The organism is Microbacterium algeriense, assembly GCF_008868005.1.
Taxonomy (GTDB): domain Bacteria; phylum Actinomycetota; class Actinomycetes; order Actinomycetales; family Microbacteriaceae; genus Microbacterium; species Microbacterium algeriense.
In genome coordinates, this window is sequence record NZ_WAAO01000003.1 from 665555 (window position 1) to 680434 (window position 14880).

General features: G+C 66.8%; 17 protein-coding genes. 9 read left to right on the forward strand and 8 right to left on the reverse strand.

Annotated elements, in window-relative coordinates:
* Nucleotides 1–12: 12 nt before the first annotated feature.
* Nucleotides 13–1194 (reverse strand): FAD-dependent oxidoreductase, encoded by a 1182-nt coding sequence (locus tag F6A08_RS16855; protein WP_192576808.1) that lies wholly within the window; start codon nucleotides 1192–1194, stop codon nucleotides 13–15.
* A gap of 37 nt (nucleotides 1195–1231) precedes the next feature.
* Here F6A08_RS16855 and F6A08_RS16860 point away from each other — a divergent pair, with 37 nt between their 5' ends.
* Complete coding sequence (locus tag F6A08_RS16860; protein ID WP_192576809.1) at nucleotides 1232–1789, forward strand: TetR/AcrR family transcriptional regulator; 558 nt, start codon at nucleotides 1232–1234, stop codon at nucleotides 1787–1789.
* 31 nt (nucleotides 1790–1820) lie between these two features.
* Nucleotides 1821–2543 carry a Pr6Pr family membrane protein gene (locus F6A08_RS16865; RefSeq protein WP_151460095.1) on the forward strand — a complete coding sequence of 241 codons (723 nt, stop codon included), beginning with the start codon at nucleotides 1821–1823 and terminating at the stop codon, nucleotides 2541–2543.
* Here the strand turns inward: F6A08_RS16865 and F6A08_RS16870 are convergent.
* The 3 genes from F6A08_RS16870 to F6A08_RS16880 form a co-directional block, all read right to left on the reverse strand.
* A complete protein-coding gene (locus tag F6A08_RS16870) occupies nucleotides 2534–3886 on the reverse strand; it encodes a flavin monoamine oxidase family protein (protein ID WP_151460096.1) in 1353 nt (450 codons plus the stop codon). The two genes, F6A08_RS16865 and F6A08_RS16870, sit on opposite strands and share 10 nt — an antisense overlap.
* Before the next feature lie 161 nt (nucleotides 3887–4047).
* Nucleotides 4048–5025 (reverse strand): SRPBCC family protein, encoded by a 978-nt coding sequence (locus F6A08_RS16875; RefSeq protein ID WP_151460097.1) that lies wholly within the window; start codon nucleotides 5023–5025, stop codon nucleotides 4048–4050.
* A gap of 1 nt (nucleotide 5026) precedes the next feature.
* Nucleotides 5027–5467: an ArsR/SmtB family transcription factor gene (locus tag F6A08_RS16880; protein ID WP_420846046.1), complete on the reverse strand. Its 441-nt coding sequence runs from the start codon at nucleotides 5465–5467 to the stop codon at nucleotides 5027–5029.
* Between the two features lie 477 nt (nucleotides 5468–5944).
* Between F6A08_RS16880 and F6A08_RS16885 the strand changes: the two genes are divergently transcribed.
* The gene (locus F6A08_RS16885) at nucleotides 5945–6256 is read left to right on the forward strand and encodes a hypothetical protein (protein WP_017201913.1); all 312 of its coding nucleotides are present in this window, start codon (nucleotides 5945–5947) and stop codon (nucleotides 6254–6256) included.
* 228 nt (nucleotides 6257–6484) lie between these two features.
* On the opposite strand, the gene F6A08_RS16890 is transcribed toward F6A08_RS16885, so the two are convergent.
* The 4 genes from F6A08_RS16890 to cmtR are packed head-to-tail and all read right to left on the reverse strand — an operon-like array spanning nucleotide 6485 to nucleotide 9889.
* Nucleotides 6485–7018, reverse strand: coding sequence for a signal peptidase II (locus tag F6A08_RS16890; RefSeq protein ID WP_029264099.1), 534 nt, complete (start codon nucleotides 7016–7018; stop codon nucleotides 6485–6487).
* On the reverse strand, nucleotides 7015–7623 hold the full coding sequence (locus F6A08_RS16895) for a cadmium resistance transporter (RefSeq protein ID WP_017201915.1): 609 nt from the start codon (nucleotides 7621–7623) through the stop codon (nucleotides 7015–7017). The genes F6A08_RS16890 and F6A08_RS16895 overlap by 4 nt, the downstream gene beginning before the upstream one ends.
* The gene (locus F6A08_RS16900) at nucleotides 7623–9533 is read right to left on the reverse strand and encodes a heavy metal translocating P-type ATPase (protein ID WP_040568236.1); all 1911 of its coding nucleotides are present in this window, start codon (nucleotides 9531–9533) and stop codon (nucleotides 7623–7625) included. Before F6A08_RS16900 ends, F6A08_RS16895 begins: the two co-directional genes overlap by 1 nt.
* The gene (cmtR, locus tag F6A08_RS16905) at nucleotides 9530–9889 is read right to left on the reverse strand and encodes a Cd(II)/Pb(II)-sensing metalloregulatory transcriptional regulator CmtR (protein WP_017201917.1); all 360 of its coding nucleotides are present in this window, start codon (nucleotides 9887–9889) and stop codon (nucleotides 9530–9532) included. Before cmtR ends, F6A08_RS16900 begins: the two co-directional genes overlap by 4 nt.
* A gap of 129 nt (nucleotides 9890–10018) precedes the next feature.
* Here cmtR and F6A08_RS16910 point away from each other — a divergent pair, with 129 nt between their 5' ends.
* The 6 genes from F6A08_RS16910 (at nucleotide 10019) to F6A08_RS16935 (ending at nucleotide 14873) form a co-directional block, all read left to right on the forward strand.
* Complete coding sequence (locus F6A08_RS16910) at nucleotides 10019–10975, forward strand: acyltransferase family protein (protein WP_017201918.1); 957 nt, start codon at nucleotides 10019–10021, stop codon at nucleotides 10973–10975.
* A gap of 116 nt (nucleotides 10976–11091) precedes the next feature.
* Nucleotides 11092–11565, forward strand: a complete 474-nt coding sequence (locus F6A08_RS16915; protein WP_136025676.1) for a hypothetical protein — start codon at nucleotides 11092–11094, stop codon at nucleotides 11563–11565.
* A 71-nt stretch (nucleotides 11566–11636) separates the two neighbouring features.
* A complete protein-coding gene (locus F6A08_RS16920; RefSeq protein WP_151460099.1) occupies nucleotides 11637–12302 on the forward strand; it encodes a DsbA family protein in 666 nt (221 codons plus the stop codon).
* Nucleotides 12302–13288 carry an NAD(P)-binding domain-containing protein gene (locus tag F6A08_RS16925; RefSeq protein ID WP_040568255.1) on the forward strand — a complete coding sequence of 329 codons (987 nt, stop codon included), beginning with the start codon at nucleotides 12302–12304 and terminating at the stop codon, nucleotides 13286–13288. Before F6A08_RS16920 ends, F6A08_RS16925 begins: the two co-directional genes overlap by 1 nt.
* A 9-nt stretch (nucleotides 13289–13297) precedes the next feature.
* A complete protein-coding gene (locus F6A08_RS16930) occupies nucleotides 13298–14212 on the forward strand; it encodes a cation diffusion facilitator family transporter (protein ID WP_017201921.1) in 915 nt (304 codons plus the stop codon).
* Nucleotides 14205–14873, forward strand: coding sequence for a copper resistance CopC family protein (locus F6A08_RS16935; protein WP_017201922.1), 669 nt, complete (start codon nucleotides 14205–14207; stop codon nucleotides 14871–14873). The genes F6A08_RS16930 and F6A08_RS16935 overlap by 8 nt, the downstream gene beginning before the upstream one ends.
* Nucleotides 14874–14880 lie beyond the last annotated feature (7 nt).

A 14880-nucleotide genomic window follows, 5' to 3' on the forward strand; every position in this document is an offset into this window, starting at 1 on the left:
CGACCGCCCCCGTCACAGTCGCTCCGGCCGGGCTCCCAGTCCCACGAACCGCCCGGTGACCCGCGTCAGCGCCGGATGATCGCGCAGCAGCCGCAGCGGGACGGGAAGCGGTGCGCCGACCGGCGTGGAGGCGAGCAGCGGACGCTGCAGGATCCGCTGCACTCCCTGCGTGACGACGACCGGCCAGGTGCGTCGGCGCTGCACGCGTCGAAGGTCGCGGATGCGGGGTGTCCCCCGCTCCAGCGCCGGACCGAGGACGCGCGCGGCGGCCACCGCATCCTGGATCGCGAGGTTGATGCCCACGCCTCCGGCCGGGGACATGGCGTGGGCGGCATCGCCGATGCACAGCAGGCCGTCGCTCCACCAGCGACGCAGGCGCTCGAGCCGCACGCGCAGCAGGTGCACATCCTCGCCGGTCAGATCGGCCGCGGCGGCTCCGAGCCCGGGGGCGATGCGGCGCACCCGCTGGATCATCCGCTGCACATCGTCCGTCGATCCGGTCCAGGTCCCGGCGGGGATCACATGCGCGATCTGGAGGAACTCCCCGCGGTCGATCGTGATGATCATCCCCTCGCCCGCCTGGATGAACGGATGCGTCTCTCCCGGGTGCTTCGGCAGCCGGAACCAGAGCACATCCATCGCGGCCGCCACCCCGACGGGCGTCAGGCCCGCCGCGGCTCGGACCTCGGAATCGCGCCCGGATGCGTCGACGACGACGCGGGCGCGCACGTCGACCGCGCCGTCTGGTCCGGTGCCCGTGACGCCGACGATCCGCCCGTTCTCCCTGGTCACACCCGCCACCCGCGTCGACCGGAGCAGATGGAACCCGGGGCGCCGGCCCGCGGCATCCGCCAGCAGATCGAGGAAGTCCCACTGCGGCATGAACGTCATCACCCGCCTCGCGGTCGGCAGACGGGAGAAGTCGGCGAGCGTCAACTCGGCGCCGTGCCAGCTGAGAGTGACCCGCGACATGTCGGCGTGCGGACGGGCCAGGAACTCGTCGAGGAGGCCGAGCTCTGCGAGCAGCTGCTGCGTCGAGGGGTGGATCGTGTCGCCGCGGAAATCCCGCAGGAAGTCGGCGTGCTTCTCGATCACCGTGACGTCGAGGCCGCGGCGCACCAGCAGAAGCCCCAGCATGAGTCCTGCGGGCCCGCCGCCGACGATGACGGCATCCGTCTCGATCTCCGTGTCCATGGGGAAAGCGTGCATCGCTCCGTGCAACGATGCGAGCATGGTCGATAAACGAGCCGGGCGCCCACGGGGGCCGTCGACCGTGCGACAGCGGCTCCTGGATGCCGCCCAACGCCATTTCGACGCGGGCGACCTGCCGACCGTCTCGTCCAGGGACCTCGCCGCCGAGGTCGGCGTCAGCCACTCCCTGGTCAATTATCACTTCGGCTCGCGAGAGCAGCTGGTGGCCGCGGCGATCGCGTTGCGTGCCGCGCCGCACGACGTCATCGCCCTGTCCCGCGACGAGGGCGGACGAGTCGATCTGTCGCGCCTTGCTCACGGCATCCTCGCGGTCTGGGAGCACCAGGAGCACGGCACTCGACTCGCCGAGTTCGCGCGGCGGCTGGCGTCCGGCGACGGCTCGTCCGACGCGATCGGCGACTACATCCAACGCTCCGTCTTCGAGCCGCTCGCCGTCGACTTCGGTCGCGAGCATGCCCGCCGCATCGCCGTGGCCGTCGTCGGATTCCTGTTCGGCCGCTACGTGCTGGCGCTGCCGATGTTCACCGCGCCGACGCGCGACGAGGCCGGACGACTCCTGCTCTCGATGATCCGCTGACCCGCGATCCGTAGACTCGGCGGATGACGGAATGGGTGGTGACGCAGCGGTGAAGGCCCGCACCGTCTTCGGCCTGCTCCGCCTCGCCGCCGCCGTCGTCTGCCTCGTGGCGCTGATCCATCGCCTCGCGTGGGGTCTCGCATCCCACACCATCGCGAGCCAGAACTTCTTCGCCTACCTGACCAACCAGTCCAACATCGCGTTCGTGGTGCTGCTGTCGATCGCCGGTGTCATCGCCCTCCGCACAGCACGCGATCCGCGGTGGCTCACGGTCGCCCTGGCGCTCGTGCTCACCTGGACGATCACGGCCGGGCTCGTCTTCGCGATCCTCGTGTGGCAGGCCGGGCTCCGGGGGATCCGCATCGACGTGCCCTGGTCGGACCAGGTGCTGCACTTCTGGCTTCCGGCGGTGACGGTCGCCGCCTGGGCGCTCGCTCCCGGTCACCGCTCCGTCCCCTGGCGGGTGGTGCCGATCACGCTCGCCTACCCGGTGCTGTGGGGCGTGTTCACGATGGTCCGCGGGCCGATGATCGGCTGGTACCCGTACTACTTCCTCGACCCCCGACAGGTGAGCGGACCGCTCGAATTCCTCGTCTCCTCCGCGATCGCTCTCGGCACGTTCGCGGTGGTGGCCTGCGCGCTCGTCCTGATCAGCCGGATGCCGCTGCCGAGACGACGCGGCGGCGAGGAGGATGCGGCGCAGGGACCTGCGCCGGACGCCCTCGCCGTCCGGGAGCGCGTGACTCAGAGGTAGAGGGCGAGTGAGGCGAGCGCCGCATCGAGGGCGTCGTCCTCGTCGAGGGCCGCGAAGTCCGCTGCCGCCGATCCCCCGACGATCCCGACCAGCACGTTCTCGCCGGTCGCCGGTCGCAGGTTGATCCAGGTCGGGATGGCCACGTCGGCGCCCACCGAGTGCCAGATGGCCTCCTCGTTCTCCCAGAACGGCTCGTCCCACCGCAGCCACACGGTCTCGATCGCGCCCATGCCGAGGGCGGAGATCGCGCCGCGGTTCGAGAAGGGCAGCGGCGGATCGAACTCGATCGCACGATCCTGCAGCACACCCAGCGGCACGGTCACCAGCACCCGGTCGAACGACATCGCCTCGCCCGTGCCGAGGCGCACGCTGACCCCGCTGTCGTCGTAGGCGAGTCGGGAGACCGGGGAGTTCAGGCCCACCTGGACGCCGTCGAGCGCCTGATCCACGAACGGGGTGAGGCTGTCGCGCGCGCCGGACAGGTCTCCCGTCGGCAGCGGCGGTGCGAACCAGCTGGAGAGCTCATCGGCTCCGGCGCCCGTGCGGGTGGCGAGGATCGCGAGCAGCGCGGCGGTCCCCGGATCAGCGGGGTCGAGGCCCGCCGCGGCCAGCGCGTCTGCGATCGAGGAGTCTTCGGGGGCGGCCTGGGCCGTGGCGACGGCGGCGGTGAAGGGCTCGGGGTCGACGGGGTCGGTGTCGCCTTCGGGGCTGCGCCAGAGCTCGCCGGTCAGGTCCTCGACGTCGACCTCGCCGCCGCCCAGGCGGTCGAGCACCTCGGCGTCGTCCGCGCCGAAGAGCCACGCGCCGAGCTGCACCGGGAGCGGCCAGGAGTCGTCCTCGCGCGAGAGGACACGGCCGCCGACGCGGTCCCGCGCCTCGAACACCGTCACCTGCATCCCGCTCTCCGCGAGTCGGGCCGCGGCGGTGGCTCCGGCGAGCCCTGCCCCGATCACGGCGATGCGCTCTCCCGAGGTCGCCGGGATCAGGAGCTCGTCCGCCGCCCGCTGCCCCGAGCTGATCGCGCCGCGCACGGTGCCGGGAGCATCCGGATCGGTCGCCTCGCCCGCGAAGAACAGCCGCTTGTCGACGGGTCGGGCCAGCGCGGTGCGGGTGTCGGACAGCACGCCGACCGGGGTGAAGCTGACCGCGCCGAGGGCGAACGGGTCGGTGGTCCACGTGCTGCGGATGCTCCCCGCCGGGGCGGGCACCCCGGGGGGAGGCTCCGGTTCGCGCGTGCGGGTCGGGGTGGGCGTCGGCACGGGCTCGGGTGTGCAGGAGGCGAGCAGCACCGAGGCGACACCGGCTCCGGCGCCGAGGAGCAGAGTACGGCGCGTGATCCTCATCGTGTCGCCACTTTATCCCTCATCCGTCGCCTCCGCTTCGCTCGCCCGGCGCCCCGGTTCCCCCAGTACAGGCAGAAACGCCGAATCAGGCGGTCTCCGGAGAGAACCGCCTGACCGGCGTGACCGCCTGATCCGGCGCGGGATGGCGCGGGGGCGGGGGGTCAGACCGCGAGCAGCTGGCGCTCCAGGCGGGAGAACGATGCCTCCATGCCGTCGGCCATGCCGGTGGCGAGGATCATGTCGCGCGTCTCCTTGTCCGGGTACTCGATCAGCACCGTGACGAGGGTCGCGCCGTCCTCCTCGTAGAGGTTCAGGTCGTTCAGGGTCTCGGTGGGCATGCCCTGCATCCGTTCGGTGGTCACGGCGCGACGGGGCGCGTCGATCAGCAGCGCCTCCCCTTCGAAACCGAACGGCTCGCCCTCGGTGTCGCCGACCGGCGCCCAGGAGTTCCGGTACGACTGGCCGACCTCGGTCGCGGCGACGCACTCCGTCATCTCCCAGCCGTCGGGACCGAGCATCCACTGGCGGATGAGCTCCGGCTCAAAGTGGGCGCGCCAGACCAGCTCGCGCGGTCCCTCCACCAGCCGCGTGATGCGCACGTGCGTGTCGTCGAGCAGCTCCACACGCGTGCCCTTGCCCTGCGCGTAGTCGCGGAGGTCCTGCAGCACCGCGTCCAGCTGGCTCATCGCCATCTTGATGCCCTCGACCTGGCCCATCGACACGACCTGCTCGAGCGCGTCGACCGAGTCGAAGTGACTCGTCGTGACCATGCGGGTGCCGTCCGCGGTCGGCTCGAAGGCGAACGACATGCGCTGCGCGGGGAAGCCGTCCAGCGGTGTGCCGTTCTCGTCGACGAAGGAGTCGATCACCTCGAAGCCGCGCGGCTCGTCGATGGAGAGGAACTCCCACGAGCCGGAGGAGCGCTCGCCCCGCGGTCCGTTCATCGTGTACACGGCCTTGCCGCCGACGGTGTGGTCCCAGGCGGTGAAGGTCGCCGGCCATCCGGGAGGGCCCCAGAAGCGCTCGAGCTGGCGCGGGTCGCTGTAGGCGCTCCAGACCCGCTCGACCGGGGCGGCGAAGTCCGCGACCACGGTCATGGTGAGGTTGTCGGCGTCGGTGGTGACATCGGTGACGGGCATTTCAGTCTCCTTGTTCGGTGTTCGTGTTCTCGGTGCTCTCGGTGCGGTCGCCCCCTGGGGCCCCGTGGGTCCCTGAGCTCACCCCGTGGGTCCCTGAGCTCACCCCGTGGGTCCCTGAGCTTGTCGAAGGGTCCGCCAGCAGGTCGTCGAGTCGGGCGATGCGCGACCGCCACAGCTCTTCGTATCGGGCGAGGAGCGCCCTGGCGCGGGCGATCATCTCGGGGTTCGCGCGGACGAGCCGCTCGCGTCCCTCGGCGCGCTTGACGATGAGGTTCGCGGCCTCGAGCACGGCGACGTGCTTCTGCACCGCGGCGAACGACATCTCGTATTCGGAGGCGAGGGTCGAGACGGACTGCTCCCGCTCGATCGTCCGGCGCAGGATGTCGCGCCGGGTCGACGTCGCCAGTGCGTGGAACACACGGTCGACCTCCGCTTCGCTCAACTTCTCTTGTGCAACCATTTGGTTGTACGTTATGCCCACGGCGAAGCGGTGTCAATACTTCTATTGTGATTTCCGCCTTTGGATCGGACTAACGGCTTTACACCGGACTACCCGCGGCGAGATCGGACTAAGTCCGATCTAAAGCAGAGTGCTGGGGGCCGCCTCCCTTCGGAGTGGCAATGAAGCCAGCTGCGGTCGCGAGGAAAGTCAGATCGTCAGGCCGACTCATGCAGGACGACGGTCAAAACGCGCGCACATCCAGACCCCGAATACGGATGGTTGGCGGTCGGCAGAACCTGCGCCGAAACCCATACACCACCCGTTTCGGCGCCCTAACGTTTCGGCAGGGGGTTACGGCGGGGCGACGCTCGGCGTGTCGCACTTCCCCAGCACCACCACGGGTGCCCGGCCGCAAACGATCGTTTTCGGTGGTAGCCCGGGCACGACATCAACAGCGAAGTCGAGGATGATTGAGTCGTGGAGATTGAGCTGCTTTATATCGCCGGTTGCCCCAGCTGGGTTGAGGCTGGCCTTCGTGTTTCTGAGGCGCTACGAGAAACAGGCCACGACGAATCGGAGGTTCACTACCGACTCATCCGGACGGAGGAGGACGCGGGCGCAGTCTCGTTCGCGGGCTCCCCCACGATCACCCTGGATGGCAACGATCTCTTTCCGGGGTCGGGGCGAAGCAATGACCTCGCCTGCCGTATTTACAGCACCCCTGCTGGGCTGGCCGGGATGCCAACGGTTGAACAGATTCGAGAGGCGCTCTCCGCTCATGGCGACTGACGAGGACGTTGCGTGCACGTGCTGCGGGCGACATCTGCCACGCAAGAAGCTGCACGCACTCGGAGACGATCGCGCTTTCATCTGTCGACGATGCGGCTGGTGGGTGGCTCTGCGCCTACATCGCGACCGCCCGCCTGCCTAAGCGTGAACTCACTCAACGGCTGCCCACGGCGATCGCGCCGATGTAGAGGGCGAGTTGATGGGTGTCCCACCACCGCACAACGGATCTCACTCGGTGCTCTCATCCCCGGCGCGGATCATGAAAACTGCTCCGGTGATCGCTGCGGCGAAGATTACGATGTCGGCGATGTTGCCGATGAACCAGTTTCCGTAGGCGAGGAAGTCCACGACGTGACCACGGGCGAATCCGGGGTCCCGGAAAAGGCGGTCGCCTGCGTGTGAGGCGGAAGCGCCGCCGAGCGCGCCGATGACGATCGCCCATCTCACGCGTTGCACTCGGAACGCGAACACGATCGCTGTGACCGTGGCGGCGACAGCGAGCAGCGCGAACACCCAGGTGAAGCCTTCCCCGAAGGAGAATGCCGCTCCGGGGTTATAGGCGAGCTGCAAACCCAGCAGGTCACCGATCAGCGGGATGCGCTCACGGTCGGTGAGGGTCGCTTCGGCCCACACCTTGGTTCCCTGATCGATCAGCACGACGACCACGGCGATCAAGAGCGCTCCACCAGTGAGCTGCCGCCGCCGGGTCGACGACAGCTTGCGCGCAGCGGGCGGATGAGCCTCTGACTGGGAGGAGGTCATGCGAGCACCTCGATCAGACGGACGATGACCCCAGATTCGATCAGGATGAACAGGCCCAGGCCGATGAACACGGCCGGTACGAGCCAGTGCTCGACGCGCTCCAGCCCCTCGGTAACAGCCTTGTTGGTGCCGATCAGCCGGCCGGCCGCGCACCAGACCGCGACGAGGATGAGGAACACGACGATCATGATCGCGACGTCGACTGGGGTGCTGGTGCGGAAGATTGGCGTGTAGAGGGAGATATTGTCGGCCCCGTTGGCGATCGTGATCCCTGCGACGCCCCATAGTCCGACCGCGGTGATCTTGGAGTCGTCGTCGTCATTGTCGCCGTTGCGGCGCAAGCCGCGAATGAGCGTCCACACGCCGATGCCGAGCGGGATCAGACCCAGGAACCCGACCCATTCGTCCGGAACGATCGTGAGCCCGAGCGCGGCTATCACACTGATCACGACCAGGGTGATGAACCCGAGATACTGGCCTGCGATGATCTGCCACGGGCGGGGTTTCCCTCGACTGGAGGCGAGGAACAGCACGGTGAGCACGACGATGTCGTCGATGTTCGTCGCCGCAAAAAGGCCGATCGCTGAACCGATGGTGGCGAGCATCAGCTTTCCAGTCGTGGCGTGCGGGCGGCACGCAGGCCGTTGAGGATCACGATGACCTCCGCGACCTCGTGGACCAGGACGACAGCCGCGAGCCCCAGGACGCCGAAGAGCGCGAGCGGGAGCAGGGCGGTGATGATCAGCAGCGACAGGATGATGTTCTGGTTGATGATCCGTCGACCGCGCCGGGCGTGATCGAACGCCCGCGGGATGAGGCGCAGATCATGGCCGGTGAAGGCCACGTCGGCGGATTCGATCGCTGCGTCGGAGCCTGTCGCGCCCATCGCGATGCCGACGTCTGCGCTAGCGAGGGCCGGGGCATCGTTGATGCCGTCGCCGATCATCGCGACCGGTCCTGCCTTCGACAGTTCTGCGATCGCGGTCGCCTTGTCCTCCGGGCGCAGCTCCGCTCGCACGGCGCTGATCCCGGCCTGCGCAGCCAGAGCACGAGCGGTCCGGGCGTTGTCGCCGGTGAGCATCGTCACGCCGACGCCCTGGCCGGTGAGTGTCCGGACTACGTCAGAGACTTCAGGGCGCAGCTCGTCACGGACGCCGATCGCGGCGACCGGTGACCCGTCGCGGTGCACGATGACGACGGTCATGCCCTGCTCTTCCAGCGTTGCGACCCGCTCGACGAGGTCGCCGGCGTCCAGCCAGCGGGGACTGCCGACGGTGATTCTCGATCCGTCGACGGTGCCGTCAATACCGTGGCCGGCCTGCTCGGTCACATCTGCAGCTGCCGGTGTCCCCGAGGCTGCGGCGGTGATTGCTGAGGCAAGAGGATGTGTGCTGTGCTGCTCCAGGGCAGCCGCCCACGCCAACGCCTGGACCTCGGTTACACCGTTCGTGGTGAGCACGGCGGTGACCACGGGCTCGTTGCGGGTGAGGGTTCCGGTCTTGTCGACGGCGACGTGCCGGACCGTCCCGAAGCGCTCGAAAACGGCGCCGGACTTGATGATCACACCGAACTTGCTCGCCGCACCGATCGCAGCGACGACCGTCAGCGGCACCGAGATCGCCAGCGCACACGGGGAGGCCGCGACGAGCACGACGAGCGCGCGGGTGATCCACACCTCGGGGTCGCCCAGCAGCGAACCGATGATCGCGACAAGCGCTGCGAGGATCAGCACGCCGGGCACCAGCGGGCGGGCGATCCTGTCCGCGAGACGAGCACGCTCGCCCTTCTCGGTCTGTGCTTTCTCTACCAGTTCGACGATCGTGGTGAGCGAGTTGTCGGTGCCCGCAGCCGTCGTTTCGACCTCCAGCGCGCCGGCGCTGTTGATCGCGCCGGCCGACACAACATCGCCAGGCTGGACCTCGACCGGGATCGACTCCCCAGTGATCGCCGAGGTGTCCAGGCTGGAGCGACCGGAGCGGACGATCCCATCCGTTGCGATCCGCTCGCCCGGGCGGACCACCATGACCTGACCGACCATAAGCTCTCTCGCTTGCACCTGCACAGCGTTGCCGCCCTGCAGCACGGTCGCTGTTTCCGGGACGAGCTTCAGGAGCGCCCGTAGCCCCCCGCGGGCCCGGTCCATCGCCTTGTCTTCGAGCGCCTCAGCGATCGAGTACAGGAACGCCAGAGCCGCGGCCTCCTCGACGTATCCGAGGACGACTGCACCGATGGCGCTGATGGTCATCAGCAGTCCGATGCCGAGCTTGCCCTTGAACAGCTTTCGTATCGCGCCAGGCGTGAACGTCGACGCACCCAGCAGCAGACCGGCCCAGAACAGCACGAGCGCCGGAATCTCGAGGCCGGACCACTCGAGGATCAGGCCGACGAGGAACGCAACGCCGGAAAGGACCGGCACCATGATCCCGCGGTCCCTCCACCACGGCCGCTCAGCCTCTTCGTGTTCCTCTCCCGCCGGGGCGGCGGACTCGTGCTCGCAGCCGCACGCCGCGCTCACGCGTCAGCCCCTGCTCCGCAGCAGCCCGGCACCGTGCAGGCCGAGTCCACACACGGCGCGTGCTCGTCCACAGCCAGCGTCACATCCACAAGCGCGAGGAGGGCCGCGGCGAGATGAGGGTCGGCGATCTCGTAGCGGGTTTGCCGGCCCTCAGGCTCGGCGACAACGATCCCGCAGTCACGCAGGCAGGTGAGATGGTTCGACACGTTGGAGCGCGTCAGCTCTAGCTCACGGGACAGGACTGCGGGGTAGCTCGGGCCACCGAGCAGAGTCATGAGAATCCGAGAACGCGTAGGATCAGCCATGGCGCGGCCGAGCCGGTTCATGACGTCGAGACGAGAAGCAATGGTCAGCATAAGCTGAACTATACAGTCTCCGCTGACCTATTTCCTATGCGGTCAAGCCAATGCCCTCAGGGCATGGTCTTCGAGCCCGAAAGAACGCTGCCGCCCAGAATGCACAGGCGAGCTCGACGCGTCTCTGACATGAGCCGTCTTCTGGTTCCGGACGCGCTCCGCGGGTTCGCGATTGTCGCGATGCTCATCGCGCACGCTGCTCCGTTCGTGCCGAACGCACCGTGGGCGGTGCAATTCGTCACGGCGAACTTCAGTAGTGTCGCGTCGCCGCTCTTCGCACTCGTCATGGGCATGTCGGCGGAGCTTGTGTGGAGACGCGGCGGCGCTGCGGGGGTGACGTTGCTGCAACAGGCTCTGCGTGGCCTGTTCCTCATCGTCCTGGGTGTGTGGATGGCCACGTGGGGCTCCTGGCTGGCGGTCATCCTGAGCTATCTCGGGCTGCTCATCATCCTCGGCGCGCCCCTTCTACTCCTGCGCAGCTCGGTCGTGATCGCCGCGACAGCGGTCCTTGTCCTGGCCAGTCAGCCATTGCTGAGCGTCGCACGCACCTGGATTTGGGTCTACACCGCGCCGCCGCCCGTGCGTGAGGTCACGACCTGGATGTTCCTGGGCCCTCAGTATCGGGTGGTCAACCTGTTGCCGGTGTTCCTCATCGGTGCCCTGTTGATCCGTCACGGCTTGAAACGCGATCGCTTGTTGTGGATCATGGCGGCTGTGGCGCTGTTGGCGTATCTTGCCTGGGGTTTCGGGCAGCGCTTCGGCACGGTGTTATCGGGGGACTACCTGGACTCTCTGAGGGATATTGGCTTGGTGTTCGCCGTCTACGTCTGCGTTGTGCTGGGGGCTACGGTGAGGCGGGAGCATGCAGAGCGTTTTTGGGGTGCTGTCTTTGTTCCCCTGTGCGCGTGCGGTCAGGTGGCGTTGTCCCTGTACTTGCTGCACGGCGGTCTCATCGCACTCTGGAGTAACGCGTATGGCCGCCCTGCCGAGAACTTCTACTTGGGATGGCTGGTGATCGTTCCGGGCATGATCGGGGCGGGTTGGGTGTGGTGGCGGTTTGTTGGAACTGGTCCAGTTGATGGGTGATGGGCTGGCTCAGCGGACGACGTCCCAAGGCTTTCTCGCTTCGCCCGTAGAACGGGCGCGTGGCTCACGGGTTCGCAAGAAGACTTGATTGGTGGGGCTGGTATCATCCTGAGGTCATGGTCGTCCACGGTCGCGCTCACAAATGCGTTAGCCGAGCCGACGAGTTCCTGATAACGAAGATCATTACAGCCCTCGGGCTGGCGCTTCTTCTCGTTGTCGGAGCATGGCCGGGCGGCCATCGTGACGTGACAGATACGACTCCGTATCTGAGCACGACATCCTCGTCGTCACTAGGGACGCCTTCTGTCGGCCAGGACTCCGCTGGTTCCGGTGAAAGCGTTGTCGGCGCGACCGCCGAACAATTCGTGACCGGGGATACCGCAAACGACATCGTGATCGGTGTTGCCGGGTGCCTCTTGGGTATCATCTGCTGCTTCTTGGTGCTCATCGTCACGCGGACCTTCCGCCGGCACGTCCCCGGTTCTCACATTCGCGAACGTTTGCCGCGCGCACCATCACTGGCGGCCATGACGGGGCGCCTGTTCGCATTGCCTCCTTCTCTCACACAGCTTTCTCTGTCGCGGACCTGACTCTGGCGGCGCCATCTCTTCGATGGCGCTCCACTGGTCGCCCTCGTTCGTTGTGTGTGTTTGGAGTGTCTATGAAATCTTCCGTGAAAGCGGTACTTGTCACCGTTGCTCTCGCCGTGGTGTTGCTGTTCGTCGCGCTGGTCTTCGTCCTTGTCAATCAGAATCGAGCTGCCGCACCCGAGACGGGGACCGCTGACGGTCCACAGGTCGTCCGTGAGAACTCGCATGTCCTCGATGACGGAGGGGAAGGGGCGGTGACGGTTGTCGAATTCCTCGATTTCGAGTGCGAGGCCTGCGGTGCGTTTTATCCCCTCGTCGAGGATCTCCGCGGCAAGTTCGATGGCGAGATCACGTACGTGATCCGCTACTTCCCGCTGCCTGGTCACCTCAACTCGAAGAACGCCGCAATCGCTGCCGAAGCCGCAGCGCAGCAGGGGCGGCTGGAAGACATGTATCACCGCCTGTTCGAGACGCAGCCTCAATGGGGTGAGGCTCAAGAGTCTCGTGCGGACCTGTTCCGGGGGTTTGCGGAGGAACTCGGATTGGACATGGCCGCGTTCGATGATGCGGTCGCTGATCCGGCGACAGCAGAACGGGTCCAGTTCGATCTCGACGAGGGTGAGCAGCTCGGTGTCAGCAGTACCCCCTCGTTCTTCATCGATGGAGAGCCTGTCGTGCTGGAAACGTGGACCGACCTGGAGGACAGCATTGAAGCCGCGGTGAACGGTGCTGAATGATGGCGCGTTCGCTATCGCACCGTCGCGTCATCATCGTTGGCGCCGGGCATTCCGGATTGGCGACAGCCGCCGCGCTCAGGTCCTCCGGGCTTGAGCCACAGAAAGACTTCGTGATCATCGATTCTGCACCCCCCGGTCAACGAAGCTGGGCCACACGGTGGCAGTCGATGAAACTGCGCAGTGCGGCACGCCACAGTGTCGTCCGCGGGTTCCCTTTCCCGGGCGATGAAGATCGTCATCCGAGTGCGGATGAGATGTCCGACTATCTGTCTTCGGTGGAGAAAGCCATCGGTGTGAAGACCGTGTGGAGCACACGAGCTCTTGGAGTCAACCGGTTGGGCGACGGATCCACGCTGCATCTGTCGACCTCCGCCGGGGAAGTGCAAACACGAAATGTGGTCTGTGCAACGGGAGCTGCCGCCGTGCCGCGCATACCGGGGTGGCGCCAGGAACTGGCAGTGCCCGGTGTTGTGCTGCATTCCAGCCAGTACCTCGACCCCGCGCAGATACCCCCCGGCCGCGTGTTGATCGTTGGCGGCGGATACAGCGGAGTGGAGATTGCTGAAGAACTCACGTCCTCCCACGACGTCACCCTCGCGACTCGAGCGGAACCACCACGGGCATCAGAGCGGCCCATCTGGTCAAGGCTGCGACGTAAGGGTCCGATGTCCGAGGCACGCCCCCGCGCAGCTTCGACAGACGTCACTCATGCCGCCGCCGTAACGGGGGTCAACGGAGACACCGTGATGTTCGCCGATGGGGCGTCCATGAAGCCGCAATCCCTGATCCTCGCGACCGGGTACGAGCCGGCAGACGGATGGCTGCCCGATTCGGAGCCCCCCGGGCAGCCATTACACGTCAGTGCACGCATCCCCGGACTGTTCACTGTTGGCATGCCGCGATACTCCCGGGCGGACGCTGACACCCTCGCTGGGGCGAGCCGTGAAGCGGCGACCGTCGCCCGGCTAATCGTCGGACGGCCATAAAGGAGCACCATGACAGAAACAGGGCACAGTCACGGTATCGGTGACGCCACTCCCCGCAATCGCCTGGTCATCGCGTTCGCGATCACCTCCTCGGTCTTCATCATCGAAGTAGTCGGGGCAATCATCACAGGCAGCCTCGCACTGCTCGTTGATGCGGCGCACATGCTCACCGATGTCGTCGGGTTGGCGATGGCCGTCACCGCTGCGCATCTGATGAACCGTCCCCCGACTCCCAAGTACACCTTCGGTCTTCAACGCACTGAGGTGCTCGGTGCACTCGCTCAAGCAGCTCTGCTGCTCGGAGTGGGCATCTTCGCGCTCGTGGAAGGCGTACGTCGGCTGTTCGAGCCCCCGGAGATCGCTTCGGGAAGTCTGCTGTTCTTCGGCATCGTCGGTCTCGTCGCCAACATCGCCTCCATGCTCGTATTGTTCAGCGGCCGCGGGCGCAATCTCAACATGCGCGCCGCGTTCCTCGAGGTCGTCAACGATGCCCTCGGTTCCGTCGGCGTCATCGCCAGCGCCATCCTCATCGCCGTTTTCGGTTGGTATCAGGCGGACGCTGTCGCGGGCGTCTTAATCGCGCTACTCATCATTCCCCGCACCCTCATCCTGTTGCGAGCATCCGGCCGGGTCCTGTTGGAGTCCACACCTGCCGGTCTCGACCTCGAGGATGTTCGCCGCCACATCCTCGCCCTTCCGCACGTGGTCGCGGTGCACGACCTCCACGCGACCCAGGTCTCGACCGACCTCCCCACGCTCACCGCCCATGTTGTGGTCGATGACACCGTCACGATGGAAGCTTCCGCCGAACTGCTGGCATCACTTCAGCAATGCGTCAGCGAACATTTCGCCGTGAGCATCGAACACTCCACCTTCCAGATTGAACCCGAATCCCACCCCGGAGAGCACGACACCCATGCATAAACGCCTCTCGGCACGCACCACTGCCGTCCTCACCACCCTGTTGTTGTCGGCATCCGTCGTACTTGGGGCTGCATCTCCGGCCGCCGCTCATGACGACTTCGTTTCGTCGTACCCCACCGCCGACTCGACCATCAACGGATCCCCCGACGAGATCTCTCTGATGTTCACCGGAACCCTCACCGGTGGTGACGACGCAACGGTCGTCGAGGTTATCGATGAAAGCGGAGCAAACGTCGCCGTCGACCCGCCGACGGTGAGCGGTGACTCGATCACCCAACACCTCTCCCCGGACGCCGCAACCGGCATCTTCACCGTCCGCTGGAAGACCGTCTCCGCCGACGGACACCCGATCAGCGGAGAGTATGTCTACACCGTCACGCCCGCGATGGCCACGGAACCCAGCACTCCGACCACAAGCCCCACCCCTGAAACCTCCCCAACCGAGGAGCCGGAACCGGCCCGACCCGCGCAAACATACGGTGGCACGGCATCCGGCGGCGGCGCTTTCGAACTGCTGCCCCTGTTCTTCCTCTCGGGTCTAGCACTGATTCTGGGGATCGGCGTTGTGGGAGTGGTTATGGCCGGGCGCCAGCGTCACCAGCGCGACCGCGCACAGGCCGCCAAGGATGCCGCAGCTACGGAGAACGACGCCGATGCGTGATCGAGTC

What these genes read in the sequence shown, in the direction of transcription:
- F6A08_RS16855 (WP_192576808.1), bottom strand. Translation starts at nt 1,194, where the DNA reads ATGGACACGGAGATCGAGACGGATGCCGTCATCGTCGGCGGCGGGCCC.
- F6A08_RS16860 (WP_192576809.1), top strand. Translation starts at nt 1,232, where the DNA reads ATGGTCGATAAACGAGCCGGGCGCCCACGGGGGCCGTCGACCGTGCGA.
- F6A08_RS16865 (WP_151460095.1), top strand. Translation starts at nt 1,821, where the DNA reads ATGGGTGGTGACGCAGCGGTGAAGGCCCGCACCGTCTTCGGCCTGCTC.
- F6A08_RS16870 (WP_151460096.1), bottom strand. Translation starts at nt 3,886, where the DNA reads ATGAGGATCACGCGCCGTACTCTGCTCCTCGGCGCCGGAGCCGGTGTC.
- F6A08_RS16875 (WP_151460097.1), bottom strand. Translation starts at nt 5,025, where the DNA reads ATGCCCGTCACCGATGTCACCACCGACGCCGACAACCTCACCATGACC.
- F6A08_RS16890 (WP_029264099.1), bottom strand. Translation starts at nt 7,018, where the DNA reads ATGACCTCCTCCCAGTCAGAGGCTCATCCGCCCGCTGCGCGCAAGCTG.
- F6A08_RS16895 (WP_017201915.1), bottom strand. Translation starts at nt 7,623, where the DNA reads ATGCTCGCCACCATCGGTTCAGCGATCGGCCTTTTTGCGGCGACGAAC.
- cmtR (WP_017201917.1), bottom strand. Translation starts at nt 9,889, where the DNA reads ATGCTGACCATTGCTTCTCGTCTCGACGTCATGAACCGGCTCGGCCGC.
- F6A08_RS16910 (WP_017201918.1), top strand. Translation starts at nt 10,019, where the DNA reads ATGAGCCGTCTTCTGGTTCCGGACGCGCTCCGCGGGTTCGCGATTGTC.
- F6A08_RS16915 (WP_136025676.1), top strand. Translation starts at nt 11,092, where the DNA reads ATGGTCGTCCACGGTCGCGCTCACAAATGCGTTAGCCGAGCCGACGAG.
- F6A08_RS16920 (WP_151460099.1), top strand. Translation starts at nt 11,637, where the DNA reads ATGAAATCTTCCGTGAAAGCGGTACTTGTCACCGTTGCTCTCGCCGTG.
- F6A08_RS16925 (WP_040568255.1), top strand. Translation starts at nt 12,302, where the DNA reads ATGGCGCGTTCGCTATCGCACCGTCGCGTCATCATCGTTGGCGCCGGG.
- F6A08_RS16930 (WP_017201921.1), top strand. Translation starts at nt 13,298, where the DNA reads ATGACAGAAACAGGGCACAGTCACGGTATCGGTGACGCCACTCCCCGC.
- F6A08_RS16935 (WP_017201922.1), top strand. Translation starts at nt 14,205, where the DNA reads ATGCATAAACGCCTCTCGGCACGCACCACTGCCGTCCTCACCACCCTG.